Origin of the sequence: Roseospirillum parvum (assembly GCF_900100455.1) — a bacterium.
Taxonomy (GTDB): Bacteria; Pseudomonadota; Alphaproteobacteria; order Rhodospirillales; family Rhodospirillaceae; genus Roseospirillum; species Roseospirillum parvum.
The window spans coordinates 24,778-50,731 of the sequence record NZ_FNCV01000012.1; the positions used below are offsets into that span (position 1 = coordinate 24,778).

15 protein-coding genes are annotated in these 25,954 nt (G+C 65.2%); 12 read left to right on the top strand and 3 right to left on the bottom strand.

Going from position 1 to position 25,954, the window contains the following annotated elements; all coding sequences use genetic code 11:
• Positions 1-199 precede the first annotated feature (199 nt).
• On the top strand, positions 200-1,432 hold the full coding sequence (locus tag BLR95_RS13795; protein WP_092621384.1) for a site-specific integrase: 1,233 nt from the start codon (positions 200-202) through the stop codon (positions 1,430-1,432).
• Positions 1,433-1,769: 337 nt separating this feature from the next.
• A complete protein-coding gene (locus BLR95_RS13800; RefSeq protein WP_092621387.1) occupies positions 1,770-2,066 on the top strand; it encodes a hypothetical protein in 297 nt (98 codons plus the stop codon).
• A 53-nt stretch (positions 2,067-2,119) separates the two neighbouring features.
• Here BLR95_RS13800 and BLR95_RS13805 read toward each other — a convergent pair whose 3' ends face one another.
• Entirely contained in the window at positions 2,120-2,848 is a 729-nt protein-coding gene (locus BLR95_RS13805) for a Crp/Fnr family transcriptional regulator (RefSeq protein ID WP_092621390.1), read from the bottom strand.
• A gap of 153 nt (positions 2,849-3,001) precedes the next feature.
• Here BLR95_RS13805 and BLR95_RS13810 point away from each other — a divergent pair, with 153 nt between their 5' ends.
• The 9 genes from BLR95_RS13810 (at position 3,002) to BLR95_RS13840 (ending at position 22,470) form a co-directional block, all read left to right on the top strand.
• Positions 3,002-3,238 (top strand): hypothetical protein, encoded by a 237-nt coding sequence (locus BLR95_RS13810; RefSeq protein ID WP_143131016.1) that lies wholly within the window; start codon positions 3,002-3,004, stop codon positions 3,236-3,238.
• A 37-nt stretch (positions 3,239-3,275) separates the two neighbouring features.
• Positions 3,276-5,171 carry a B12-binding domain-containing radical SAM protein gene (locus BLR95_RS13815; protein WP_092621395.1) on the top strand — a complete coding sequence of 632 codons (1,896 nt, stop codon included), beginning with the start codon at positions 3,276-3,278 and terminating at the stop codon, positions 5,169-5,171.
• 75 nt (positions 5,172-5,246) lie between these two features.
• Positions 5,247-5,441 carry a hypothetical protein gene (locus tag BLR95_RS13820; RefSeq protein ID WP_092621398.1) on the top strand — a complete coding sequence of 65 codons (195 nt, stop codon included), beginning with the start codon at positions 5,247-5,249 and terminating at the stop codon, positions 5,439-5,441.
• Between the two features lie 228 nt (positions 5,442-5,669).
• Positions 5,670-5,873: a hypothetical protein gene (locus BLR95_RS15600; RefSeq protein ID WP_143131017.1), complete on the top strand. Its 204-nt coding sequence runs from the start codon at positions 5,670-5,672 to the stop codon at positions 5,871-5,873.
• 17 nt (positions 5,874-5,890) lie between these two features.
• Positions 5,891-6,331: a phosphate-starvation-inducible protein PsiE gene (locus BLR95_RS13825; protein ID WP_092621401.1), complete on the top strand. Its 441-nt coding sequence runs from the start codon at positions 5,891-5,893 to the stop codon at positions 6,329-6,331.
• Positions 6,332-6,634: 303 nt separating this feature from the next.
• Positions 6,635-15,073, top strand: a complete 8,439-nt coding sequence (locus tag BLR95_RS13830; RefSeq protein ID WP_245689544.1) for a GH36-type glycosyl hydrolase domain-containing protein — start codon at positions 6,635-6,637, stop codon at positions 15,071-15,073.
• A gap of 214 nt (positions 15,074-15,287) precedes the next feature.
• Entirely contained in the window at positions 15,288-20,453 is a 5,166-nt protein-coding gene (locus tag BLR95_RS13835; RefSeq protein WP_176787878.1) for an EAL domain-containing protein, read from the top strand.
• A 184-nt stretch (positions 20,454-20,637) separates the two neighbouring features.
• Positions 20,638-21,438 (top strand): hypothetical protein, encoded by an 801-nt coding sequence (locus tag BLR95_RS15605; protein WP_143131018.1) that lies wholly within the window; start codon positions 20,638-20,640, stop codon positions 21,436-21,438.
• 132 nt (positions 21,439-21,570) lie between these two features.
• Complete coding sequence (locus BLR95_RS13840; protein ID WP_092621410.1) at positions 21,571-22,470, top strand: transglutaminase family protein; 900 nt, start codon at positions 21,571-21,573, stop codon at positions 22,468-22,470.
• Positions 22,471-22,564: 94 nt separating this feature from the next.
• On the opposite strand, the gene BLR95_RS15845 is transcribed toward BLR95_RS13840, so the two are convergent.
• Entirely contained in the window at positions 22,565-23,266 is a 702-nt protein-coding gene (locus tag BLR95_RS15845; protein ID WP_176787880.1) for a matrixin family metalloprotease, read from the bottom strand.
• A 357-nt stretch (positions 23,267-23,623) separates the two neighbouring features.
• Between BLR95_RS15845 and BLR95_RS15850 the strand changes: the two genes are divergently transcribed.
• Complete coding sequence (locus BLR95_RS15850) at positions 23,624-24,388, top strand: PRC-barrel domain-containing protein (protein ID WP_176787883.1); 765 nt, start codon at positions 23,624-23,626, stop codon at positions 24,386-24,388.
• Positions 24,389-24,538: 150 nt separating this feature from the next.
• Here the strand turns inward: BLR95_RS15850 and BLR95_RS13850 are convergent, their stop codons facing one another.
• Positions 24,539-25,927, bottom strand: a complete 1,389-nt coding sequence (locus BLR95_RS13850) for a LuxR C-terminal-related transcriptional regulator (protein WP_092621416.1) — start codon at positions 25,925-25,927, stop codon at positions 24,539-24,541.
• Between the last annotated feature and the right edge of the window lie 27 nt (positions 25,928-25,954).

Sequence of the window (25,954 nt, forward strand, 5' to 3'; positions counted from 1 at the left end):
GCGAATACTGTTGCGACGACTTACGCTTATGTACGACAACACACGGTAACGCCCTGTTTCCGGCTCATTTTCCGATTTTTCGCTTGCTGCTCATTTGCGCTCTTGATACCCTGAATTTGCTCTCTTCTGTTACCTATGTGTTGCCCGACGGGACCGTCAGGAGAGATGCCTGAAGGTCGCGCGGCGCGGGAGGTCGGCCATGACAAGGATCACGAAACGGGTGGTGGACAGCCTGACGCCGGGCCCCCGGGACGTCATCCATTGGGACGATGCGTTGCACGGGTTCGGTGTCCGAGTGTGGCCGACGGGCCGCAAGGTCTATGTCGCCATGACACGGGTGAAGGGCCGCCTGCGCAAGGTGACCATCGGGTCCCATGGCACCATGACGCCGGACCAGGCGCGCACCCGGGCGCACGAGATCATCTCCGAGGCCAAGGCAGGGCGTGATCCCGTCCGCGACGCCGACCTGGCCCGCAAGGCGCCGACCATGCGCGGGCTCGGCGACCGCTTCCTGTCAGAGCACGTGGCCGTGCGCTGCAAGCCATCGACCCAGGCGGAATACAAACGCGCGGTCGAGTTGTTCATCAACCCGGCGCTCGGCCCGCGCCGTATCACGGACATCGAACGGCGCGACATCGCCGACCTGCACCATTCCCTTCGGCACATTCCGTACCAAGCCAACCGGACGCTGGGCGTGCTGTCGAAGATGTTCAATCTGGCGGAGGTCTGGGGCCTGCGGCCGGACGGCAGCAATCCTTGCCGCCATGTGGGCAAGTACCCGGAGCGCAAGCGCGAGCGGTTCCTGTCGCCCGAAGAGTTTGCCGCCCTTGGCGAGGTCCTCCGCGATGCCGAACGGGATGGGTCGGAAACGCCCTCGGCCATCGCCGCCATCCGGCTGCTGGCCCTGACCGGGTGTCGGCTGAACGAGATCATGACCCTGCGCTGGGAGCATGTCGACCTCCGCAACCGGGCGCTGCGGCTGCCGGAGTCAAAGACGGGCGCCAAGGTGGTGCATTTCGGCGAGACGGTGGCCGCCGTGCTGCGGGGCATTGAGCGCGTTGACGGGAACCCCTGGGTCATCATCGGCCGGAAAGAGGGATCGCGGCTCACCGACTTGCAGCACCCCTGGCGGCGCATCCGCGCCGGCGCAGGCCTCGATGACGTCCGCCTGCACGACCTGCGCCATTCCTTCGCCAGCGGCGCGCTGAGCCTCGGCAAGGGCCTGCCGATGATCGGCAAGCTGCTGGGCCATTCCCAGGTCCAGACCACCGCCCGCTATGCCCACCTCGCCGATGATCCCGTCAAGGCCGCGGCCGGCAAGGTGTCTGACTACGTTGGGGCGGCGATGATGGGTGGCCGAGAACCGGTGGCGGCGCATTACAATTCTGAAAGGGGTCAAGAAAAAAATAATGGGATGACTGCTGAAAGATGAGAACTCTAAAAATATTAAAAAATAACCGTAGCCGATTGAAATGGCCCGCCCTCGATACCATATCTGCAACGCTGGCAAATCATTGCCTGCATGGCCCGTAAAGGGGCACTCATGTCTTTCAAAACATTCGCCCAATCGCACCCCAACGCATACAAGGATACGTCGGACGACAAGGCGGCGGGTGCGCCGGCCGCCGGGAAAGCGGCCGCCCAGCCCCCCGGAAAAGGGAGCGATGTGGCTTCGGAGCAGAAGCCGAAGTGACGGGACTCGGAGGGGGGCGACTCCCTCCGCCTGCCTCCCCCCCCCTGCCGGGATCGTCGCGACGCGGAGTTCTCCGATGACCGTCCGCACATCAAAGAAAACCGTCACCTTCGCAAACCCCTTCACTCTCGGTGATTTCGACGAGCTTCTCCAGCCCGGGACCTACGACGTGGAAACGGACGAGGAACGACTGGAGGGCGTGTCGTTCGAAGCCTATCGAAGGGTACAGACCCTGTTCCACCTGCCCGCGACGCCTGCAACTCCTGGGCGTTCGCGAACGCTGACGGTCGATCCCGATGACCTGGAGGCAGCCCTGGCGCGCGATGCGGCGGCGTCAATCCAGACCGCGCCAGAGCTGCCGACAGTCCGCTGAACGGCCCGCTCAGCGCATCCGCCAACGCGATCCCGGCGACCGCCGCGCGGGCATCACGTCCCGGAATGACCGTGATTGAGATAGCCGCTGTCGAAACCGGCCAGGTCCTCAAGCCCCGCCAAGTCGAGAATAATCACCTGTTGGGCTTTGAGCGTGATGAGCCCGCGTTCGCGCAATTGCCTGAGAATGCGGTTGACATGGATGGCGCTGAGACCCAGCGCGTCGGCCAGAACGTATTGATTGAGTGGGCAGGCGAATCCGTTGCTCGTCACTCTGCCGATCAAGGCCAGGCGTTGCCCCAGTTCCAGAAAAAAGTGGGCCGTGCGCTCGATGGCGCTGCGCCGCCCGATACTCACCAGGTGCTCGACCACCATCGCCTCGTCGCGGGAGGTGCCCCACATGATGGCCGTGGCCAGACGTGGCAAGTCCTCAAAAATCTGGGTTATTCTTTGCTGAGACACTTCGCTGATGACGGCGTCGGTCAGGCTCTCGAAAGAATGATCGGAGGTGCGCAACAAGATGCTGCGCAATCCCATGAAATCACCGGGAATCGGAAAGCCGATGATCTGCCGGCCGCCGTCGGGAACCAGTTTATAGCTGTTGGCCCAGCCATCAAGAAGCAGCCATGCGGCATGGTCCTTCTGCCCCTCGTATACAATTTCCGTTCGCGGCGCCACGCTGCGACGGGTGGATTCAAGTTCGGCAACGCACCGCAATTCGTCCGGCATCAGCGGCATGAAGGAGCCAAGCTTTCTCGCCAGGGGGCTTTCGCTTGCGGACATGGGTCGTGCTCCCGGGTCGCACTGCCGACACCGGGCCGACATGCTATCCCAGATTAGCACGCGGCGCTGCGGGACGCTGTAGGCTTTCTCGTACAGTCGCCCTGGAGCGCGGCACGGCTATACCGCCAGCCCCCACCTCCTTGAGGACCGCACGTGAAACCTGATCCCGATATCGCCGGTTTGGCGGCCCTGTCCATCTGCGAGTCGCTGCTGCTGTCGATGACCGACCTTGAGATCATCGACCGCGACGAGGCCCACGCGATCCTTGAGGATGCCGCCACGGCGCATCGAAGAGCCATGGAGGAGGCCACCAATCAACAGCTTCATAGGGACGTCGTCGACCTGATCGAACGCATCATCAAGGGCAGGAACTCGACCCGCCCCATCTGATGGTCGTCCCTGCGGCCTGCCTGAAAGGGGCCAGTCCATGCATCTGCTGCTCATCAATCCCAGGCTGCCCGAAAGCTATTGGAGCTTCAAATGGGCGGTGGACCATGTGCTGCCGGGCAAGCGGGCGGTGAACCCGCCACTCGGCCTCGCCACCCTGGCCGCGCTGTGTCCCGGCGATTGGGACATCGAGATCGTTGACGAGAATGTCGAGACCATTCCGCTGACGACCACCGCCGACATCGTCGGCGTGTGCGGCATGGGCGTGCAGCTTCCACGCCAACGGGAACTGTTGGCCTATTACCGCGAACAGGGCCACTACGTGGTGGCCGGCGGCAGTTACGCATCGCTGTGCCGTGAGGACTACACCGCCGTCGCGGACACCGTGGTCGCCGGCGAGGCGGAATACATCTGGAAGACATTCTGTGATGATTTCGCCCGTGGCGAGCCAAAGCCCATGTATCACGAAACCGGGACAGTCGCCCTTGCGGACTCTCCGCGCCCGCGCTTCGATCTGTTGAAGCTGGACCTCTACACCAATGTCACGTTGCAATTTTCGCGGGGCTGCCCATTCCGCTGCGAGTTCTGCGACATCATTGTCATGTTTGGCCGGAAGCCGCGGACAAAAAGCCTCGGACAAGTGGAGCGCGAGCTGGACGAACTCCGTCGGCTGGGCGCGCGTCAGGCGTTCTTCGTCGACGATAACCTGATCGGCAACCCGCGTCAGGCCAAGGAACTCCTGCGACGGCTGGCGTCCTACCAGGAACAGCACGGCTACAGGTTCAGTTTCGGGACCGAGGTGTCGCTCAATCTGGCCCAGGACGAGGAAATGCTCGACCTGTTGCGGGCCGCCAACTTCGGCTGGGTGTTCATCGGCATCGAGTCCACGGACCCGGTCAGCCTGAAGGAAACCGGCAAGACGCAGAACCTGCGCGAGGACCCCCTGACCGCCGTCCGCCGGATTTATGCGCATGGCATCGACGTTCTGGCGGGGTTCATCATCGGCTTCGACAATGACACCCCGGAGACCTTCGAAAGACACTATCGGTTCATCACCGAGGCCGGCATCCAGTCGGCCATGGTCGGCCTGCTGACGGCGCTGCCGCGCACCCCCCTGTATGAGCGGATGCAACGGGAAGACCGCCTGATCAAGACCGAGACGATCGGCGACAACACCGGCGCGACGACCAATATCGTGCCCAAGACCATGACCCTGGAGACGCTGGTCGAAGGCTATCGGGCCCTTTACACGCGCCTGCTCACAGCTCCCGAGATCGGCCGCCGCCTGCGCAACAAGCTGGCCTATATGCCCACACCGATCTACGGCAGCGGGTATTCCCTGCCCCAGCGCCTCGCCATCATCGGCCGCCTGATCGTCCGGGGGATCGCACCGGGAGGGTTGGGGCACATCGCCCCCTTCCTGAGCACGATCCCGTTGCGGTCCCCGGGCCAGGTCCCGCTGATGATCTCCGACTGGATCATCGGCCTGTCGATGCAACGCTTCGCAGAACGGCAATTGGCCCCGGAAGAGCGCGATGTCCCGGGGATCGAGGGGCGGATCGCGGCTTTCCGGACCGCCATCGCGCGCGCGATGGCGGCGGAGCGGGTTTCCATCACCCTGAGCCATGACCCGATCACGCGCGTCGATGTCTCGTTCACCGGGTTGATCGACCGGCGGATCGTGTTGGCAAGCGCCCGCTATCTGTCCAGGCTTCTCATGGAGACGCCAGCCAGGCTGACACTGCGGTTTCACGCCATGGAGCCGACACGCTTAAACCAGGTTGATCGCCTGCTGGATCGCCTGAAAGCCCATGGCGACAGGGTTTCCATCATGGCGGACGAACACCTGTGGGGCCGGCTTGCCGTCGATACGTCTGTGTTTCATCTCGTGCTGCCGGACCGGACACCCCATGCGGTCGGCCGTGCCGGGGCATGATACCAGCGGCGGATGAGTTTGACTCATCCGCCGAGCCGGCACCCCTGAACCAGAAAGTGAAAAGGAGACCAGGATATGGACCGCCAACAGATCGACACCGCCGGCAAGGACAAGAGCACGCCCGTTACGGAGGCGGAAATGCGCAGCGCCGGAATCACGCGGGTTTCCGCCGACGTATTCCACTATCGCGAATACAAGTACACGACCCTGAAGGATGCCATGGCCCAAGCAAAACGCGACGCCGACGCGAAACATAGTCAAAAACCGTAAATCGCCGATTTTATCATTCCGGGGCGCTCGCCCCATCACCCCCCAACCAGGGAGAAACCGAAGCGTTCAGTGTAGCAAATCACTACGAAGCGAAGTGTTGGACGTGCATCAAGGTAGGCGGATTCGTGCATTATCGCCCTGGAAGAGAGAGTTTGATCGTATTCATGATTTTCTTGATTTGGCCTTTTATGAAGACTAAGAGCATTCGATATCCAGGACGAAGCGCAAGTGGAGGCCACCGATATCTTAGGAGATGGCGGAAAACTCATTCCCAAATCAGCCAGTTCTACAAAAGAACTCTCGGCAGATAGGATTGATATTATAGAGACGAATGAAGAATGGGAAGTTCGTGTTGATGACATATTCTGGGGCGACTACGTCGACAAGGAAAGCTCACACGTGGCCGAAGACTTGGTAAGTCAGCCTCTTTAAAAAATGGATCCTCAAAAATGAGCCACGCCAAAGAAGATTATACAGAAAACAGTGTTATTGCAAAATCCGCTCGCTCGGAGAAAATTGATGAAATAGAAAGAAATATAGCGCATTATATATTCCACATAACGGAAAGATTATTTCTTATCGTAATATTAATTATGACCATATGCGGGGTTGCAGTTGAGATATATCATATGTACATTGTAAAAATAATCGGCCTTCCCGATATACTGCTTATGTTTCTTTATATTGAAGTTGTTGGAATGGTATCTGTTTATTATTCAGATCGCCGCTCTGTGTTCGTTTACCCGATTTTTATCGCCATAACGGCGCTGACCCGATTGATCATTCTTCAGGGAAAGGAAACCGCGCCGGAAAGCGTACTCTTCGAGTCCATTGCCATTCTTCTGTTGTCTTTATCCGCCATCGTCATCGTCCGCATGAGCAGAGACTGATCCGGACCACACCGGCACCGACGGTGTTGAGGGTAAAAGGCACTGGCGCCGCAAACCGGCGGACCATTGCCCACCGCGAATAGGGTGCCCGAAAACCTTTTTGGAATGAGACCGCATGGGGGCGCATGCGGGCAGAAGCCGACGCCCGAACCGTTACTGGAGGACCCCTGGACCATGCAGTCTCTACGGCACCCCGGCATCCGAAGGCGTCCATCCTCCGCCCCGCTCTGGGTCGGCCCGGCTCCCATCCGAGAGGAACGGTTCGGCCTGGACCGTCTGGAGCGGCACGCGGAAAGCCTTGCCGTGGCCCAGCAGGTCACGGCAAGGCCGCCAAGGGTCCCGCCGCTGGACCGACGCCTGAAAAGCAACGCCACCGCGTTGTTGGCCGATTATCGGTCGAGTGCCGCCGAAGCCGAGAAGGGGGGCGATATTGTTCCCGCGGCGGAGTGGCTGCTGGACAACTATCACCTTGTCGAGAAACAGATCCGGCAGATCCACGACCATCTGCCCGCCGGCTATTATCGCCAATTGCCCAAACTGGCCGCCGGTCCCCTCGCCGGATATCCGCGCGTCTTCGGGCTGGCCTGGGCCTTCGTTGCCCATACCGACAGCCATATCGACCCGGTGATGCTGCGCTGTTTCATCAAGGCCTACCAGCGTGTCCAGCCGTTGATGATCGGCGAACTCTGGGCTGTCGCCATCACCTTGCGCATTGTCCTTGTGGAGAACCTGCGGCGGTTGTCGGCCCAGATCGTTCTGGGGCGTTCGGAACGGTCGGACGCGGACACGTTGGCCGACCGACTGCTGGCATCGGCCGGCGCAAAGGCGGCGCTGGACGCCGATATCGCCACCCGCGCCGTTGGCCCCCTCTCGGAGGTCTTCGCCGCGCAACTGGCGAAGCGGTTGCGGGACCAGGACCCGACGATGACACCCGCCATCGGATGGCTGTCCGAACGCCTTGAGCAACAAGGAGGGTCCATCGAACAGGTGGTCTCGCGCACGCAACAACGCCTGGGATACTCCAACGTTTCGGTCCGCAACGTCATCAACAGCATGCGGCTGATTTCGGACATCGACTGGGCGGAGTTTGTCGAGAGCATCAGTCTGGTGGATGAACGCCTCCGCGCCGCCGGCCGGTTCGCCGACATGGACTTTCCGACGCGCGACCTTTACCGGGCCGCCATCGAGACCCTCGCCCGGGGCTCGGTGCTGTCGGAAGGCGACGTCACGGACCACGCCATCCGCGCCGCCAACGAGGCCGCCCGAACCGCCCCCACACAGGACATGGCCGAACGGGTCGGAGATCCCGGCTTTCATTTGATCGGGCACGGCCGTCGCGCGCTTGAGCAGGCGATCGGGTTCCGTCCGACGTACCCGGCACGGCTCGGCCGCCTGGGTCGTGACATGGGACTGGCCGGTTATGTCGCCGCCATGGTGGTCATGACCCTGCTGGTTCTGGCGCTGCCTCTCTGGTGCCTCTCCCTGACCGGGCTGGGTTGGGGCGGACTGGCGATCTTTGCCATCCTGGCAGCCGTTCCCGCCACCGAGGTGGCCACCGCCCTGGTCAACCGCCTGGCGACCTGGCGCCACCGTCCGATCATCCTGCCGGGGTTCGAGCTGGCCACGGGGATTCCAGGGTCTGCGCGCACGCTGGTGGCCGTCCCAACGCTTCTGACCCGCGAGACCGATCTTCGCGACCAGGTCGAGACCCTGGAGGTGCACTATCTGTCCGGCTCGGGCGGTGACATCACCTTTGCCCTGCTGTCGGACGGGGCGGATGCCGATCATGAGGTCGTTGACAGCGATGCGGGCCTGCTGTCCGTCGCCGTCGAGGCGATCGCCGCGCTGAACAGGCGACATGGCCCCGGCCCCGCCGGCGACCGCTTCCTGTTTCTGCACCGCCACCGCCGTTTCAACCCGAAGCAGGGCGTGTGGATGGGGTGGGAGCGCAAGCGCGGCAAACTGGTCGAGTTGAACCGACTTCTGCGCGGGGCCACCGACACGTCCTTCGCGGCCGTGGGCGGGGTGGCACCCCATGTGCCCGAAGGTGTGCGCTATGTCATCACCCTGGACGCCGACACCCGGCTGCCGCGCGACGCGGCGCGGCGGCTGGTAGGCAAGATGAGCCATCCCCTGAACCGGCCGATCCTGGATCCGGCCCTGCGGCGGGTCACGGACGGGTATGGCATTCTCCAGCCGCGCGTCACGCCGTCGCTGCCCCGGGGCGCGGAAGGCTCGCTGTTCCAGCGGGTGTTCTCGGGACCGGCGGGCATGGACCCTTACGCGGCGGCGGTCTCCGACGTCTACCAGGATGTGTTCGCAGAAGGATCCTTCGCCGGCAAGGGCATCTATGACGTGGATGCGTTCGAAGCCGCCATGTCCGGCCGGGTCCCGGAAAACGCCCTGCTCAGCCATGACCTGTTCGAGGGCCTATGGGTGCGGGCGGGGCTGGCCTCCGACGTCGAGGTCGTCGAGGACTTTCCCAACCGCCATGACGTCGCCGCCAAACGCCAGCATCGCTGGATCCGAGGCGACTGGCAGCTTCTGCCCTGGGTGTTCGGTCACTGGACCGGACCCGGCGCGCCGACACCGCTCGGGCGGTGGAAGATGCTCGACAATCTGCGGCGGTCGCTCCTCGCGCCCTTCCTCCTGTTCGCACTGGTGGCCTGCTGGGTGATGCCGACGCCGGCGGCCTGGGTCGGGATCGGGTTCGTCTTGGCGGCCATGGCGCTGCCCGCGTTCCTGCCGAGCGCCTTCGCCATCCTGCCTCGGCGCTCCGGCCTGACGGCGCGCAGCCATTTCGACACCCTGGGCAAGGGGGTGTGGCTGGCGATGGTGCAGGTTTTTCTTTCGGTCTGTTTCCTGCCAGACCAGACCCGGCGCGCCGTCGACGCCATCGGCCGCACCGTACGGCGCCTTTTCGTTACCCGCCGCAATCTCCTGGAATGGACGACGGCGGCGACATCGACGGCGGCGCCCCGTCTGGACCTGCGCGGGTTCTATGCAACCATGCGCGGCGGCGTCACGCTCGGCTTGATCCTGGCGGGCGCAGCCGTGGTGATCGCGCCGTCCTCCTGGCTGGTGATCCTGCCTGTCGCCGTGTCCTGGGCGGCCATGCCCGCCATCGCGTACCGGATCAGCCGGCCGACGCCGCGCGCGCGACGCCTTGTGGTGTCGGACGCCGACCGCGCCGCCCTGCGCCTCGTCGCCCGCCGGACCTGGCGCTTTTTCGAGACCTTCGTGACGAAGGCCGACTCTTTTTTGCCGCCCGACAATTTTCAGGTCGACCCGGCCCCCGTCCTCGCACACCGGACCTCCCCCACCAATATCGGGCTGTACCTGCTCTCCACGGTGGCGGCACGGGATTTCGGGTGGGCGGGCACGACCGAAACCGTCGAACGCCTTGAGGCGACCCTGACGGCCATGGACGGTTTGGCACGCTACAAGGGCCACTTCTTCAACTGGTACGACACGCGGGATGGGCACGTTCTCGATCCGGCCTATGTTTCGTCGGTCGATAGCGGAAATCTGGCGGGCCACCTGATCGCGCTTGCCAATGCCTGCGAGGACTGGGCGACCCCGGCGCCGGGCAAGCCGGACGCACCGCCGAACGCGCCCGAGGTGGATGTGCGGGCCGGGCTGACGGACACCGTGCGCCTTGCCCGTCTGGCCATCGCCGATCTGCCCGCCGCGCCCCGGGGGCAGGGGCCGTCCGTGTCGGCCTGTCTCGACGAGATTGAAACCCTGCTTGAGGGGGCCCAGGGCCTCGACCTGGTTTTCGCACCTCTGAACCGCCTTGCAGGCAAGGCGGCGGACGCCGTTCGGGACAGTCTGCCCATGGCGGACGACGACGACTTGGCATCCGATCCCCTGTTCTGGATCGACGCCCTCAGGACGGCCGGCCTGAGCCATGCCCGGGATCGCCACCTCGACCACAACGCGGCGCGGCATCTGGCGGATCGGTTGAGGGGACTCGCCGCGCAGGCCCGCGCCATGGCCCTGGCCATGGACTTCACGGGCCTGCTCAACCCGGAAAGGATGCTGCTGTCCATCGGGTATTCCCTCGCGGACAACGGACTGGACGCGAACTGCTATGACCTGCTGGCCTCGGAAGCGCGGCTGGCCAGTCTGTTCGCCATCGCCAAGGGCGATGTGCCGACGCGACACTGGTTCCGCCTGGGCCGGGGCGCCACGCCCATGGGCGGCGGGTCGGCCCTGATCTCCTGGTCCGGCTCCATGTTCGAATACCTGATGCCGTCGCTGGTGATGCGCGCACCCATCGGCAGCGTGCTTGAACAGACCAATCGGCTTGCCGTTGCCGCCCAGCAGGGCCATGCCCGCACACTGGACATCCCCTGGGGGGTTTCGGAATCCGCCTTCAACGCCCGCGATCCCGAGCTGACGTACCAGTATTCCAGCTTCGGCGTGCCGGGACTCGGCCTGAAGCGGGGGCTGGCCGGTGACGCCGTGGTCGCGCCCTATGCCTCCGCACTTGGGGCCATGGTCGATCCGCACGGGGCCCGCCGCAACTTCGACCGGCTGACCGGGATGGGCGCCCTGGGACGCCATGGCTTTTTCGATGCGCTGGATTTCACGCACTCGCGGATCCCGGAGGGCGAGACGGTCGCCATTGTGCGCACCTTCATGGCCCACCACCAGGGCATGACCATCGTCGCCCTTGCCAACGCCGTCACCGACGGCCGGATGCGCGACCGGTTCCATCGGGATCCCATGATAAAGGCCTGCGAGCTGTTGCTTCAGGAGCGGGTCCCTCAGGATGTCGCGGTCGCCCGTCCGGATCTGGAGGGCGTGAGGACACCCGTCGCCGCCATCACCTCTGCAGGAGCCGCGACCCGTCGGTTGAGCGTCGCGGCCTCCGGCGCACCGGCCACGCACCTGCTGTCGAACGGTCGTTACGCGGTGATGCTGACGGCCACGGGCGGTGGATACAGCCGCTGGGGAAACATCGCGGTGACCCGGTGGCGGGAGGACGCTGCACCCGAAGACGGGGGCACGTTCATCGTCCTCAGGGACCGTGCCACAGGCAAGCGCTGGACCGCGAGCGCCAGCCCCACGGGCGAGGGGGGACGCCAGGGCCATGTCCTGTTCAGCGAGGATCACGCCCAGTTCACCGGCCACGACGGGACCCTGACGACCACCATGGACGTTCTGGTCTCCGGCGAGGATGACGGGGAGGTGCGCCGGGTCTCGCTGACCAACAGTGGCTGGCGCCCCCGCGACATCGAGCTGACGTCCTACACCGAACTGGTTCTGGCGCCGGTCGCGGCGGACGCGGCCCATCCGGCCTTTTCCAGGATGTTCGTGCAAACCGCGCACCTGCCGGAATTCGAGGCCCTGACCGCGACCCGCCGGCCCCGATCCCCGGACGATCCGGGCGTCTGGGCGGCCCATTTCGCCGTCGTCGAGGGCGACATCGCCGCCGACCCTGAATTCGAGACCGACCGGGCGCGCTTCCTCGGCCGGGGCGCCGGCACTCTGGCCGGCGCGGTCGCGATGCAGGACGGACGGACGCTGTCCAATACCGTCGGCACCGTTCTGGATCCGGTCTTTTCCCTCAGGCGCTGCGTGACGATCCCGGGCGGGTCCGTCGCCCGGGTGTCGTTCTGGACCGTGGCGGCCTCCACCCGCGCCGCGCTGCTGGACCTGATCGACAAGCACCACGACCGCAACGCCTTTGACCGGGCCAAGACCCTGGCCTGGACACAGGGCCAGGTGGAGCTTCGGCATATCGGCATCGGCGCGGCACAGGCCGCCGATTTCCAGACCCTGGCCGCGCCGATCCTTTACCAGGACCCCCGGTATCGGATGTCGGTGGAGGCGATCAGCCGCGCCGCCGGGCCGCAGTCCGGGCTCTGGCCGCTGGGCATCTCCGGGGACCTGCCCATCGTCCTGCTTCGCATCGACGATTCGGCGGACATGGCCGCGGTCGGCCAGATGCTTCAGGCCCATGAATACTGGCGCATGAAGCAGGTCGCCGTTGACCTGGTGATCGTCAACGAGCATCCCGCCTCCTACATCCAGGACCTTCAGGCCGCGCTTGAGGCGGCGGTCCGCAAAAGCCAGTCGCGCCCACGTCTGGGCGAGTCCGTCGCGGCGGGTGCGGTGCATGTCCTCCGGCGCGATCTTGTCCCGCAGGAGACGCGCGACCTTCTGGCCGCCACCGCGCGTGTCGTGCTCCATGCCCGGCGCGGATCCGTGGCCGACCAGATCGCGCGGGTCGAAAGGCCCGCCACCGGCGCGCGCCCCAAGGCCAGGCATCCGGACGCCCGACCCGCGCAGGGGCCGCGCCGGTCCGCGCCCGGTGGCGCCGATCTTGAGTATTTCAATGGCTTCGGGGGCTTCGATCGCGAAGGACGGGAGTATGTCACGGTCCTGACGGGCGACGAGACCACACCCGCGCCCTGGATCAACGTGATCGCCAACGCCGAGTTCGGCTTTCAGGTGTCGGCGGAGGGCGCGGGCTACACCTGGGCCGTGAACAGCCGCGAGAACCCGTTGACGCGCTGGTCCAACGACCCGGTGATCGACCCGTCGGGCGAGGCCATCCTGGTGCGGGACGAGAGCACCGGGGCGGTCTGGAGCCCGATGGCGCGGCCCGGGCGCGATGGCGGAACCTACGTGGCGCGCCACGGCTTCGGGTACAGCCGGTTCGAGCACGAGGCGGAGGGCGTGGCCCTCGACCTGATCCAGTTCGTTCCGCGCGCCGACCCGATCAAGATCTCGCGCCTGACCCTGCGCAACCGGTCCGGCCAACGGCGGCGTCTGTCGGTCACCGCCGCTGTCGAATGGATGGTCGGCATCGCCCCGGGAACCGCCTCGCCCTTCCTGCTGACCGGACGCGACGACGAGACCGGGGCGATTTTCACGCGCAACCCGTGGGGACCGGGATTTCCGGATCGGGTCGCCTTCACCGACCTGGGCGGACGGCAGACGAGCTGGACCACGGACCGCGCCGCGTTGCACGGCGGCGTCGGTGCGCCGGTGTCGGACACGGCCGGCGTGGGGCTCGACCGCTGTGTGGCCCTGACCGCCGCCATCGATCTCGCGGACGGCGAGGAGACCGACGTCGTCTGGTTCATGGGCGAATGCGCCTCGGACGCCGACGCCCGCGCCCTGATCGCGCGGTTCCGACGGGCCGATCTCGACGCCGTCCTGGCCGCCGTCACGGACCATTGGACCGGGCTGCTGGGCGCGGTGCAGGTCAGGACCCCCGACCGCGCCATGGACATCATGCTCAACGGGTGGCTGCTCTATCAAACCCTCGCGTGCCGCATCCTGGCCCGATCGGGGTTCTATCAGGCCAGCGGCGCCTATGGCTTCCGCGACCAGTTGCAGGACGGCATGGCCCTGACCTTCGCCTGTCCGGAGGAGGCGCGGACCCACCTGCTGCGCGCCGCCGCCCGGCAGTTCGTCGAGGGCGATGTGCAACACTGGTGGCTGCCGCACTCCGGTCAGGGCACGCGGACCCGCATTTCCGACGACCGGATCTGGTTGGTGTTCGCCGTCGCCAGCTATGTGATGACCAGCGGGGACGCCGGGGTCCTGGACGAACCCGTGTCCTTCCTGGCGGGGCCGGGCCTGAAGCCGGGCGCCCACGATGCCTTTTTCACACCGACTCTCTCGGATCGGCGGGCGTCGCTGTTCGAACACTGCGCCCTGGCCCTCGACCGGAGCCTGGCCCTGCTGGGGCCGCATGGCCTGCCGCTGATGGGCACGGGCGACTGGAACGACGGCATGAACCGGGTCGGAGAGGACGGTCAGGGCGAAAGCGTGTGGCTGGCCTGGCTGATGGCCCGCACCGTCGCACTGTTCGCGCCCCTCGCCACGGACCGCGGCGATGCCCGCGCCCAGGGGTGGCGGGATCAGGCCGCCGGGATCGTGGCGGCGGTCGAACGCGAGGCTTGGGACGGCGACTGGTACCGACGGGCCACCTTTGACGACGGCACGTGGCTGGGCACACGGGACGGCGATGCCTGCCGCATCGATTCCATCGCCCAATCCTGGGCTGTCCTGTCAGAAGTGGCGGACCCGGACCGCGCCGCCCGCGCCATGGCCGCGCTGGACCGGCATCTGGTCCGGCGGCAGGACCGTCTGGTTCTGCTGTTCACCCCACCCTTCGACTCAACCACGCACGATCCCGGCTACATCCGGGGCTATCCCCCGGGTTTGCGGGAGAACGGCGGCCAGTACACCCATGCCGCCATGTGGGCGATCCTCGCGTTCGCCAAGCTTGGCGATGGCGCCAAAGCCGCAGAGCTGTTCGCCATGCTCAACCCGATCACCCACGCCCGGCGGCACGATGATGTCCAACGATACAAGGTCGAACCTTATGTGGTCGCCGCCGATGTCTATTCCCAACCACCCCACGTCGGACGCGGCGGGTGGACATGGTACACCGGGTCGGCGGCCTGGATGTACCGCGCCGGGGTCGAGGGCATTCTCGGCCTGCGGCGGGAGGGGGGCGACCTGGTCGTCGATCCGCGGATCCCGGAGACCTGGCCCGGGTTCGAGGCCACCGTCACCGTGGCCGGAACCCGCTGCGACATTCGGGTGAAGACCGCCCTTGCCTTCACTGAAGACCAACCCTGCGTGGCCCTGGATGGCGCCCTGATCGCCGCCGGCGCCGGCGCCGCCCGTATCCCCCTGGATGGGATGCCACATGCTCTTGTCATCACGCTGACAACAGAATCCGCTCAGCCGCAATGCGACGGAGGCCATTGACGAAGATATGCGGCAGAAAAATCGGCATCGTTCCGCATAAAAAAAATGTGATGAGTTAAAAAACAAAGGATATCACAAAAAAAATGTCCCGAAGCTTAACGATTCCTGCAACAATACGTATTGGGGAATGACTTAGATTCTCTTTTTGGTCGGCATCCGCAACGGCCCGGTCGGCCGATGGTCCCGAGGTCCCCAACCTGGCAGAGGCGCCATGATGTCCAAGCGCAAGTCCTCGTTTCCCATCGTCGGAGTTGGCGCTTCGGCCGGTGGCATCGCCGCCCTGAACACCTTCTTTGACCACATGCCACCGGACAGCGGCATGGCCTTCGTGGTCATCCTGCACCTGGATCCATCCCAGGCCAGCCGCGTCGCCGAGATCATCGCCACGCACACGGCCATGCCCGTGGTCCAGGCCGAGCAGGGGATGCCGGTCGAACCGGACCGGGTCTACGTCATCCCGCCGGCCACCCTTCTGGGTCTGGGCGACGAGATCTTCCGGCTTGAAGAGATGAACCCGGAGCGGGTGCGCCGCCGCCCGGTGGACCATTTCTTCACGGCGGTGGCCGCGCTGCGCGGCGAGCGCGCGGTGGGGGTCATTCTTTCCGGCACCGGCAGCAACGGGTCGGAAGGGATCCGCCGCATCAAGGAAGCGGGCGGCCTGATCGCGGTCCAGGACCCCGAAACGGCGGAATACCCGGGCATGCCCCAGAACGCCGTTGCGACCGGGCTGGCCGATATCGTCCTGCCGGTGGAGGCCCTGCCGGACACGATCCGCCGCGTGATCCTGCACGACGAAACCGTCTCACAACCAGTAAAGGGACCGGGGCCGACCGTATCCTCGCCGCCGCTGGATGCCATTCTGGACGCCATTCGCACCGAGACCGGGCACGAATTCCAATGCTACAAGGACGCCATGATCGGCCGGCGCGTGCAGCGCCGCATGGGCCTGAAGGGTCTGCGGACGATCACCGATTATCTGGACCTTGTCCGCCAGAACCCCCAGGAAGCATCAGCCCTGGCGCGCGACCTGCTGATCAACGTCACCAGCTTTTTCCGCGACCCGGAAGCCTGGGAAGACCTCAGAGCGCAGGTCATTGCGCCGATGGTTGCGGAGCGGGACCCGGACCGCCCGATCCGCGCCTGGGTCGCGGGCTGCGCCACGGGAGAGGAAGCCTATACCCTTGCCATGCTGCTGATCGAGGCGACCGAGGCGGCACAAGGCTCCGTGTCGGTGCGGATCTTCGCCACGGATGCCAGCGAAGACGCGCTGGCCGTCGGTCGCGACGGGGTGTATCCCGCCAGCGTCATCGAAACACTGCCGCCCGCGCGCATCGAGCGGTTCTTTTCCCCGGAGGACGATGCCTTTCGGGTCCGCCCGATCCTGCGCGATGCCATCACCTTCGCACCGCAGAACCTGCTTCGGGATCCCCCGTTCTCTCGCATGGATCTGATCGTCTGTCGGAACGTTCTCATCTACCTCAAACCGGATGTGCAACGGAAGTTGTTGGCCCTGTTCCGGTTCGCGTTGCGCCAGGGCGGCGCCTTGTTTCTGGGGTCCGTCGAAACCGCGCTGGGAGCGAACGAAGGATTCAAGGCGATCTCGAAGCGGTGGCGTATTCACCGCCGGACCGGGCCGGTCCCGCGCGACGGGGTTGAGTTTCCGGTCGTGGGCGGCCCGCCGACCGGCGCTCAAGGGGTCGCTTCAACGTCGGGCAGCGCGCCGACAGCGCCGCATCGCGACCACAGCGAACTGGCGCGGCGCGCGCTGCTTGACCGGTTCGCGCCGGCCGCCGTGCTGACGGACTCCGATCTGCGCCTTCTGTCGGTGCATGGAGATACCACGCCCTTTCTGCGCCACCCCGACGGCGAGCAGACGCGCGACCTGACGCGGCACCTGCGCGATGCCCTGCCCCACACGGTCCGCAACCTGCGGCAAAGAGCCCTGGCGCAGCGACGCACGCAGAGCGGTCAGGTCGTGATGACGGGCCAGGACCTCCACCACGCCGTGACGGTAGCCGTGGCGCCGCTCTCCAGTGGCCAGGGCGATACGCTTCTGCTGATCACCTTCGATCGAAACGGCGCGCGCGACAGTGCGCCTCTTAGGGCACCGCATCCCGAGGCGGCCAATCCGCACCCCGCGGATGACCAGGCAGAGACGCCCGCCACGCTGGAACAGCACCTTCTGGCGACACAGGAACAATTGAGACTGACCGTGCGCCAGCTTGAAGGCGCGAACGAGGACCTGAAAGCCTCGAACGAAGAAATCATGACGATGAACGAGGAGCTTCAGTCCACAAACGAGGAACTGGAAAGCTCAAAGGAAGAGCTGCAGTCCCTGAACGAGGAGCTGAATACGGTCAACAGTCAGCTTCAGAACAAGGTTCAGGAACTGGAAAGCAAAAGCAACGACCTCAACAATCTTCTTAACAGTACCGACACCCCGACGCTGTTTCTGGATCAGGCCATGACCGTGCGCTGGTTCACGCCGGGTTTGCGGCGTCTGGTCGATCTGACACCCGGCGACATGGGGCGCCCCTTTGCCAGCTTTGCCCGCAAGGTCGTGGACGAAACCTTCGAGGCGGACGCCAGCAGCGTTCTGTCCACGTTGACCCCCAACGAGCGACAGGTGCCCGGCACCCAGGGCGATCAGTGGTTCCTGCGGCGCATTCTTCCGTATCGGACGGAGGACGACCGTATTGAAGGCATCGTGGTGACGTACATCGACATCACCGAACGGCGCCACTACGAGCAGAAGCTTCAGTCGGCCAAGGATTTCGCCGAGGCGATCGTCGAAACCGTGCGGGCCCCCCTGCTCATCCTCGATCCCGAACAAAGGGTGGTGTCCGCGAACCCCGCCTTTTATGACCACTTCCGCATCTCGCCGGGCATGGCTGAAGGGCACTTCCTGTCCGAACTGGGCTCGGGACAATGGAACATCCCCGACCTCCACCGTCTCCTGACGGACGAGCTGCCGACCAAAAAAGAAACGGGCGGCTACGAGGTCGAACACGTCTTTTCCGGACTTGGAAGCCGCACCATTCTGATCAATGCGATGCGCCTGGACAGCATGGACCTGATCCTGCTGTCCCTTGAGGATGTCACGCAGGAGCGCCACGACGAAGCCCGGCGCCGTGAGCGTGAAACGCATCAGGCCCTGCGGATCGAATTGTCCGACCGGTTGCGGGACCTTGCCGACCCGGCCGCCGCCCAGGCCGTCGGATGCGAGATTCTGGCGCGACACCTTGGCGTCAGCCAGGCCATCTATGCCGAGATCACGCCCACGCGTGACGAAGCCGTCGTTGCGCAGGACTGGACGGATGGCACCCTCGCGAGCATGGCGGGTTGTCATCCCCTTGGAGATTTCGGATCGGCGATCCTCGCCGACCTCACCAATGGCAGGACGGTGGCCGTCGCCGATGTCCGCAAGGACCTGGACCCGTCCGCATCGGATGAGCCCGGCCTATTCGCGGCCCGCTCGGTCGGGGCCTTCCTGATGGCGCCCCTTGTCAAGGGCGACAGACTGGCCGGGGTGTTCGGCGTCCTCTCCTCCACCGGGCCGAGACCGTGGAGTAGCGGCGACGTGGCCCTTGTTGAGGACATCGCCACCCGGATTTGGTCGGAGGTCGGGCGGGCGCGCGCGCAGGAGGCCCTTCAGGACAAGGAAGAGCGTCTGCGGCTGGCGGTCGATGCCAGCGAAGGTGGCGTGTTCGCGTTCGACATCAGCCAGGACAATCAGACCTTCGTCAGTGATCGGTGCGCCGAAATTCTTGGGGTCTCACCCACCGAGTGGCCGGACAATGACCACCTTGATGCATGGCTGCCGGACCGGGTTCATCCCGGCGATGCAGCCCAGGTGATGGGCCGGGTCGCCGAACTGATGGACGGCGGGACTGACAGACTGGACCTTGATTTCCGTGTTCGGCTGGCGGACGAAACGTCGCGCTGGGTCAGGGTGGTTGCGCAGGCGGCGCGACGGTCCGACGAAGACCGCGCCCAGCGCATCACCGGCATTCTGTTCGATATCGATGCGCGCAAAACCGTCGAGGAGCGGCTGGCCCACCTGGCGTTGCATGACCCCCTGACCGGATTGCCGAACCGATCCTTGTTCGGCAATCGGCTGGAAACCGCCCTGACACAGGCAAGTCGGCAGGACAATCGGGTCGCCCTGGCCATGCTGGACATCGACAAATTCAAGGACATCAATGACACGCTCGGCCACCCTTGCGGTGATCGCCTGCTGTGCCGGGTTGCCGAGATGGGCGCCGCCGCCCTCCGCCCCCTTGATACCCTGGCTCGCCTTGGCGGTGACGAGTTCGCCGTGATCCTGCCGGACCTCGACTCCGGCGCGGATGCCAGCCACGTGCTCGACCGTCTGCTTGGTGGACTTGATCTGAGCGTTGGGGATCAGGATCAACAGGTGAACGCAGGCCTGAGCCTGGGGGTCGCCGTCTTTCCCGAGGACGGCGGCGATCCGGAATCGCTGTTGCGGCATGCCGATCTCGCGCTTTACCGCGCCAAGGACCTGGGGGGCGACCAGATGGTCTTCTTCGAACCGGCGCTGGGCGTCGCGGTCGAACGTCGGCGATCTCTTGCGGCCGGGCTTAAGCTGGCCCTTTCTGAGGGTCAGTTCGAGGTCTACTACCAGCCGCTGCTGGATCTCCGTGATGGCCGTGTTGTCAGCACCGAGGCGCTTGTTCGCTGGAATCATCCGACGAGCGGTCTGATCATGCCGGATGATTTCATCCGTCTGGCCGAAGAGACGGGAGAGATCATACCCCTGGGGCGGTGGGTTCTGGATCAGGCGATGCGACAGGCCCGTCGCTGGCAGGATGAAGGGTTGACGTTGAAAATGGCCGTCAACCTGTCTGCGAAGGAACTCACGAACCCACTGATCCTCGACAGTATCGACGGGTGCCTTCAGGCGCATGGCATGACCGCCGAGGCGATGGAGCTTGAGTTGACTGAAAGCGCCTTGTTCAGCCAGGACGCCACCGAAACCGAAACGTTTGTGGACGGTGCCAGGCGGCGCAACTTCGCCTTGACCATCGACGACTTCGGGACCGGCTTCAGCGCGTTCAGCTATCTGAATTACCTCCCCATCACCAAGATCAAGCTGGACCGCTCGTTCATTGCCGCGATTAGCGACGCGGACCACGAGGCCCTGGTGGGCGGACTGGTCGATCTGGGCCATCGGCTTGGCTGTCGGGTCACCGGGGAGGGAGTCGAGACCGTCGAACAGTTGCGGTTCCTTCTCCGCGTTGGCTGTGACGAAGCCCAAGGGTTTCTGATTGCCCATCCAACGCCGGCGGGGGAGGTGTCGGCCGTCGTGCGAGAGATCAACCAACGCGGCTTGTCGGCGTTCCTGCCGGACGAAACGTGACCCTGCCCAATGACGCCATGAAACGGCGGGGAACGCCGGTTGATCGCAGCCGCGCTAACCTCGATCAGCACGGCCTGTCCCGGACCCGTGTACGATTTCCGATCACGATCATGGGTCCCGCACATGGGTTGCCCATCATCAACCGGCGCGGGAGCGAACCCGCGCCAGGAAGGAAACGCCCAAGATGCACAGTTTCGAGACCGGGGCCCTGTTTGTCGCGAGGTCAACCTGGCGCGTCCTATTGGTCGCGTTCCTTGTTTTGCTGTTCATGTCTGTTGCTGTCGCCCAGGACCGGACCGGCCCGACACCCGAGAACGCGCATGACCGCTCTTTTGGTGGAGGCTGGGCCTGTGACGACGGGTATCGTCGGGAGGACGGCGCCTGCATCGCCATCGTTGTTCCCGAGGATGCTTTTGCGACGGAGCGGTCTTACGGCAACGGCTGGGAATGCCGGCACGGCTTCAAGGACATTGACGGGTTGACCTGTCGAAAAGTGGTCGTTCCGCCCAATGCCTACCTGAAGTCGACAGGCGAGGATTGGGCCTGTGATCGCGGATACAGGCGGGTCCGCGACCGATGTGAAGTCATCGAAAGTCCCACGAACTCTTTTCTGTCAGACGATGCCTATGGGTCCGGATGGGAATGTGATCGCGGCTTTTCGAAAGATTCCCGCCGGTGCGTGATGATCAACGTTCCTGACAACGCCTATCTGACGAACAAGCGCTATGGCCCGCCCTGGGCCTGCGACCGAGGGTTCGTGGAAAAGGGCGGCCGATGCGAGCCCATCGTGGTTCCGGACAACGCCTTTCTTGTCGGGGGGGAATTCGGGCCAGGGTGGCAATGCGAGCGCGGGTACGAGCAGGACGGAAACACATGCATCCTGATCGTTCCCCCGCCAAACGCCCACATCGACCGGTCGGGGAACAGGTGGGCCTGCAACAGGGGCTTCCGGATGCTGGGCGGACAGTGCGTGTTGGCGCGCTGATTGCATGATCGCGCGGACAAAGGCATGGGCCGGGCGGCGGCGCCAGCACACCAAGAATTGCGAAAGTGCGCAGATTATGACCAAAAAAAGCCGCCTCCGACAGGCCGACACGCCGGCATCCGGAGACCGCACTTGAACGCCCTGACGGTCCGTCACCGCACCACTTATCGCTATCGCGAACCGATGGCCTTCGGTCCGCATCGTTTGATGCTGCGCCCGCGCGAGAGCCGCACCGTGCGGCTGCACACGCACGATCTGGAGATCGCTCCGGCCGCCACCGTCACCTGGGCGCACGACGTCGCCGGCAACGCCGTGGCGACGGCGACGTTCGGCGCCCCGGCGGACACGCTGGTCATCGACAGCCTCGCCACGCTGACGCTTGATGTCGAGCAGTGGCCGGTCTTCGACATCGCCGCCTCGGCCGTCACGTATCCGTTCCTGCTCAGTGACGACGACATGACCGATCTGGGCGCGCTGCGGCTTCAGGCCTACCTCGATTCCGGGGGACATCTGCACGACTGGGCGCGGGGGTTCGTTGCCGGCCCCGACACGGACACGCTGTCGCTGCTGAAGGATATCAGCAACGGCGTGGCCGCGCGGATCGCCTACGAGGCCCGCGACGAAGAAACCGTACAGACCCCGGTCGAGACGCTGGCGCGGGGTCGGGGCTCGTGCCGCGATTTCGCGGTGTTGTTCGTCGATGCCGTCAGAAGCCTGGGGTTCGGCGCGCGGATCGTGTCCGGCTATCTGTATGACCCAGACCTGAACACCCTCGGGTCCGCCGGCAGCGGCTCGACCCACGCGTGGGCCGAGGTCTACGTGCCCGGCGCCGGCTGGATCGTGTTCGATCCGACCAACCGCAGCGTCGGCGGGTTCAACCTGATTCCGGTCGCCGTGGCGCGCCACATCCGCCAGACCGCGCCGGTCTCCGGCCGGTTTGTCGGCCCGGCCGCGGCCTGCAGCGCGCTGGAGGTGGCCGTATCGGTTGAGCCCTCAAACCGTCCAGGGGGTGTTGGAGGCGAGGTGGTGTAACACCAGCGGCATCTGACGATGACCGCTGGAGGGTCCGTGGCCGGCCTTTTCCCTGTGCGGAGTTCCTCCCTCGCCGGGCCGACGCTGTCGCGCCCTAATCCGTCCGGCCGCTTTGCGGGCGCACACCGTAGAGCCTGACGATGCCGGCGATATCCCCTTCGGTCAGGGAATCGAGCTCCTCCTGATAGCTGTACGCCATCAGCACGCCCCGTGACCCCGGATGATCGAGGCCGACGGCATGTCCGATCTCGTGGGCCAGGACGCGGCTGAGTTCGAAGGTTCTGGTCGTATCGTCCGCCGTGCCGCCCGCCCGCCAGGTCGCCATGGGATTGAGGCAGACCGTGGCTTGACCAAGCCTCGCGAAGGACCGGCCCGCCACCGGCTCGGACTGGATGTTGGTGTAGGCAACGCCGCGCGGCTCGGCCTGTGCGCCGATCACGATGTCCGATGTCTCTGGCGACGCCGCGCGCACGAAGGTGATATCGGCGGCGGACTGCCACAGGGCCAGGGCCGACGTCAGGCGTTCGGTGAACGTCGCCATATCGAGCCCCGCGCGGCTCAGCAGACCCTCCAGCCGGGTCATCGCCTTGCAGTTGATCGCGTCTGGATCCCGCCGCGCCTCCGTCAGAAGCGCGTAGCTGACCGTCGCACCGGTTCCGAAACGCGGCGCACCCCACTTGATATAGGCGCCTTGCAAGCGGAGCAGGGTGAAGTCGCCCTCCGATCCCCTGGTCGCCTCCTGTCCTGCCTGGGCCGTAACCGCGACCAACGCCAGGGTCGCGGCGACGATCGCCACCCGCGCCCGGCGCCATCCTGGGCGCCTGTCCACCATCTCCACTGGCTGTCGCATTCCCCACTCCCCTGAATTCAGAGCCCGCACCCAAGACCGCATGCGCCGGGAATATGTCGATCCTGCCCCACGCGAATGAAAAAACCGTTGAAAGGACAGGATTAGACGCCGGGCATGAGTAGATTCCGAGGCTGCCCAAACCGCCAAAAACTTTGTATTCATTTGGGATAGGCCAGAACCCGCCTTCTCAAGGCGACAAAGGAAACCGTGAAAACGGCTCTGGCCCGACACAGAAGGATGGGAACGTCTCATGCGAACCGCACGGGGCCTTCTCTTTTCTTCGACGGAATGAAGGGCTGCAGCATGAAAAAGATCACTGTATTCGGAACGATCCTGACCGTCCCAATGCTTGCGCTGGTCGCTGGTACCGCGATGGCGGCGGATCCGGCACCCAGCGTCAGCGACACCGGCGCCACGGCTGGTGACACCATGAAACCAGCGGCCTCTGACACGCAGGCACCCGAAACGCCCGCGAACGCAGCCGCACGGACGGCCATGCCGACCAAGGCGGCGATCGGACGGGAGGTCGTCAATACGAAGGGCGATACGGTCGGCGAGGTTTCGGCGATCACCGGTGACCGCGTGATCGTCGATGTCGGCGGGTTCCTCGGCATGGGCACGCATGGAGTCGCGCTCAACTGGCGCGACCTCACCCCCATCGGCAGCGGCGAGGGCATGACGCTTCAGACGGCGCTGACCAAGCAGCAGATCGAGGCCTTGCCGAAAGCGGAGACCGGCGCTCAGGACACCGCGCAGACAGGCGAGGCTTCCGATCAGACGACCGACTCCGCCGCGCAAACGGGTATGTCGTCGCAGAAGGCGGACATGCCGACCAAGGCCATGATCGGACGGGAGGTCGTCAATGCCGAGGGTGATACCGTCGGCGAGGTTGCGGCGATCACTGGTAACAAGGTGATCGTCAAGGTCGGCGGATTTCTCGGCATTGGAACGCACGGGGTTGCGCTCAACTGGCGCGACCTGACCCCCATCGGCAACGGCGAGGACATGACGCTTCAGACGGCTCTCACCGATGCGCAGATCAAGGACCTGCCGAAGTACGATCAGTAGGACTCGCTGGCCATGAAACGGCCCCGTCCGTTTCATGGCCTTCGCCGCCTCTGCGGTGCCGACGTCACGCCATCGCGGCGGGCGCGGGGCCGCGACGCGGCGGATTGCGCTCCGTCCCGGCGGGGGGCAGGAGCACGAAGCCGGCCGGTGTCACATGGGCCAGGACGGAGCGTTTGGGCTCGCGGCCAGGGCCAGTCGTGTCAACCCCGGGAGGGACCGCGCCCCAGTCTTCCGCATGATCGCGGATCGGTGGTTCTCGACCGTGCGTTGGCTGATGCCAAGGCTGGCGGCGATGATCTTGCTGGGCTGGCCCGCGAGGACAAGGGCCAGGATCTGGTTTTGCCTGGGCGTCAGGCCGGCAACGCTGCTGGTCGCGATTTCATGACGGGCTTCGGCCTGTCCCAACGCCCGCGACCACTCCAGCGCGCTGCCAATGCTGGCGAGCGCCGCTTGGCCGCACACCGGCTTTTGAAGAAAGTCCATTGCGCCCGCCTTCATGGCCGCGACGGCGACAGGGATGTCGCTGCCCCTGCCCATCATGATCGCCGGAAGGCGACGGTCGGACTGGCCGAGCCACCGCAGAAGATCGAGTCCGCTCAGTCCGCCGCGCAGATCGGCGTCGATCAGAACGCAGGCGTCCCGCCGGCTCGGTTGTTTGGCCGGATCCGCGCTCAGGAACGCGTCGCTGGACGGAAAGCCCTCAACCTGCCAGCCCCATTGACCGACCAACCCGCGCAATCCCTCGCAGGTGTCCGGATCGGGATCAACCACAAGGATGACATCCGAGGTGTTGGGGCTGGCGCACGCCTTTGCCTCTGGCACGGCGGCGCGCGGCGGTGGCCAGCGCATGCCGTCCCAGGGCTGTGCGCGTTCGCCTGCGTGTGGGCCCTGGAGGACCTCCCAGAACCGCCCGACTTTGATGACGAACACCGACCCTACACCCGGATGGCCCCGCATCACGACCTGACAGCCGATCAGATCGCCCAGCCGCTTTGCCTCGGCAAGGCCGATGTCAGGACCATGGTCATGGTCCTGAGGTGGCGTGTCTCGCAGGACGTGGTTCCCGATGATGTCCTGAAGCGGGTGTCTCGGAACGCCGGTCCCGGTCTCCCGGACCTCGATGCTCAGGTGTCCGCCGTGGCGATGGCATCCGATCAGAATCATGCCGTGCCGGGAGTGTCGCAGCACATTCACAAGAATGATTCGCATGATCTTGGCAAGATGGCGCGGATCGCCGTCTATGGACAGGGGGCACGATGCCACCCGCAGGACAAGGCCCTCGGCCTGGGCCTGAGAGGTGAAGTCTGCCCTCAAGGGGTCGAGCACCGCGTTGAGCGGAAACCGGATGCTCTCCACCCGGTCGGGGTTGGCCTTCATGACGAGGTCGGGATCATCAACTGGCGGGCCCGTGTCGGCGGCCGGGCGACCCGGTTCGCGCACCGCAGCGGCGGCATGACGGGGCGCGACGAGCGTTGCGGTTGCGGCCGCCAGAGAGAGCATGGCGGTGTGGCTGACCGTGTTGTGCTTGCCTGAATCCATCGCGAAGTCTCCACCCGGAAGAGTCGG

Coding starts and splice junctions, on each gene's coding strand:
- BLR95_RS13795 (WP_092621384.1), top strand. CDS start 200: ATGACAAGGATCACGAAACGGGTGGTGGACAGCCTGACGCCGGGCCCC.
- BLR95_RS13800 (WP_092621387.1), top strand. CDS start 1,770: ATGACCGTCCGCACATCAAAGAAAACCGTCACCTTCGCAAACCCCTTC.
- BLR95_RS13805 (WP_092621390.1), bottom strand. CDS start 2,848: ATGTCCGCAAGCGAAAGCCCCCTGGCGAGAAAGCTTGGCTCCTTCATG.
- BLR95_RS13815 (WP_092621395.1), top strand. CDS start 3,276: ATGCATCTGCTGCTCATCAATCCCAGGCTGCCCGAAAGCTATTGGAGC.
- BLR95_RS13820 (WP_092621398.1), top strand. CDS start 5,247: ATGGACCGCCAACAGATCGACACCGCCGGCAAGGACAAGAGCACGCCC.
- BLR95_RS13825 (WP_092621401.1), top strand. CDS start 5,891: ATGAGCCACGCCAAAGAAGATTATACAGAAAACAGTGTTATTGCAAAA.
- BLR95_RS13835 (WP_176787878.1), top strand. CDS start 15,288: ATGTCCAAGCGCAAGTCCTCGTTTCCCATCGTCGGAGTTGGCGCTTCG.
- BLR95_RS15605 (WP_143131018.1), top strand. CDS start 20,638: ATGCACAGTTTCGAGACCGGGGCCCTGTTTGTCGCGAGGTCAACCTGG.
- BLR95_RS15850 (WP_176787883.1), top strand. CDS start 23,624: ATGAAAAAGATCACTGTATTCGGAACGATCCTGACCGTCCCAATGCTT.
- BLR95_RS13850 (WP_092621416.1), bottom strand. CDS start 25,927: ATGGATTCAGGCAAGCACAACACGGTCAGCCACACCGCCATGCTCTCT.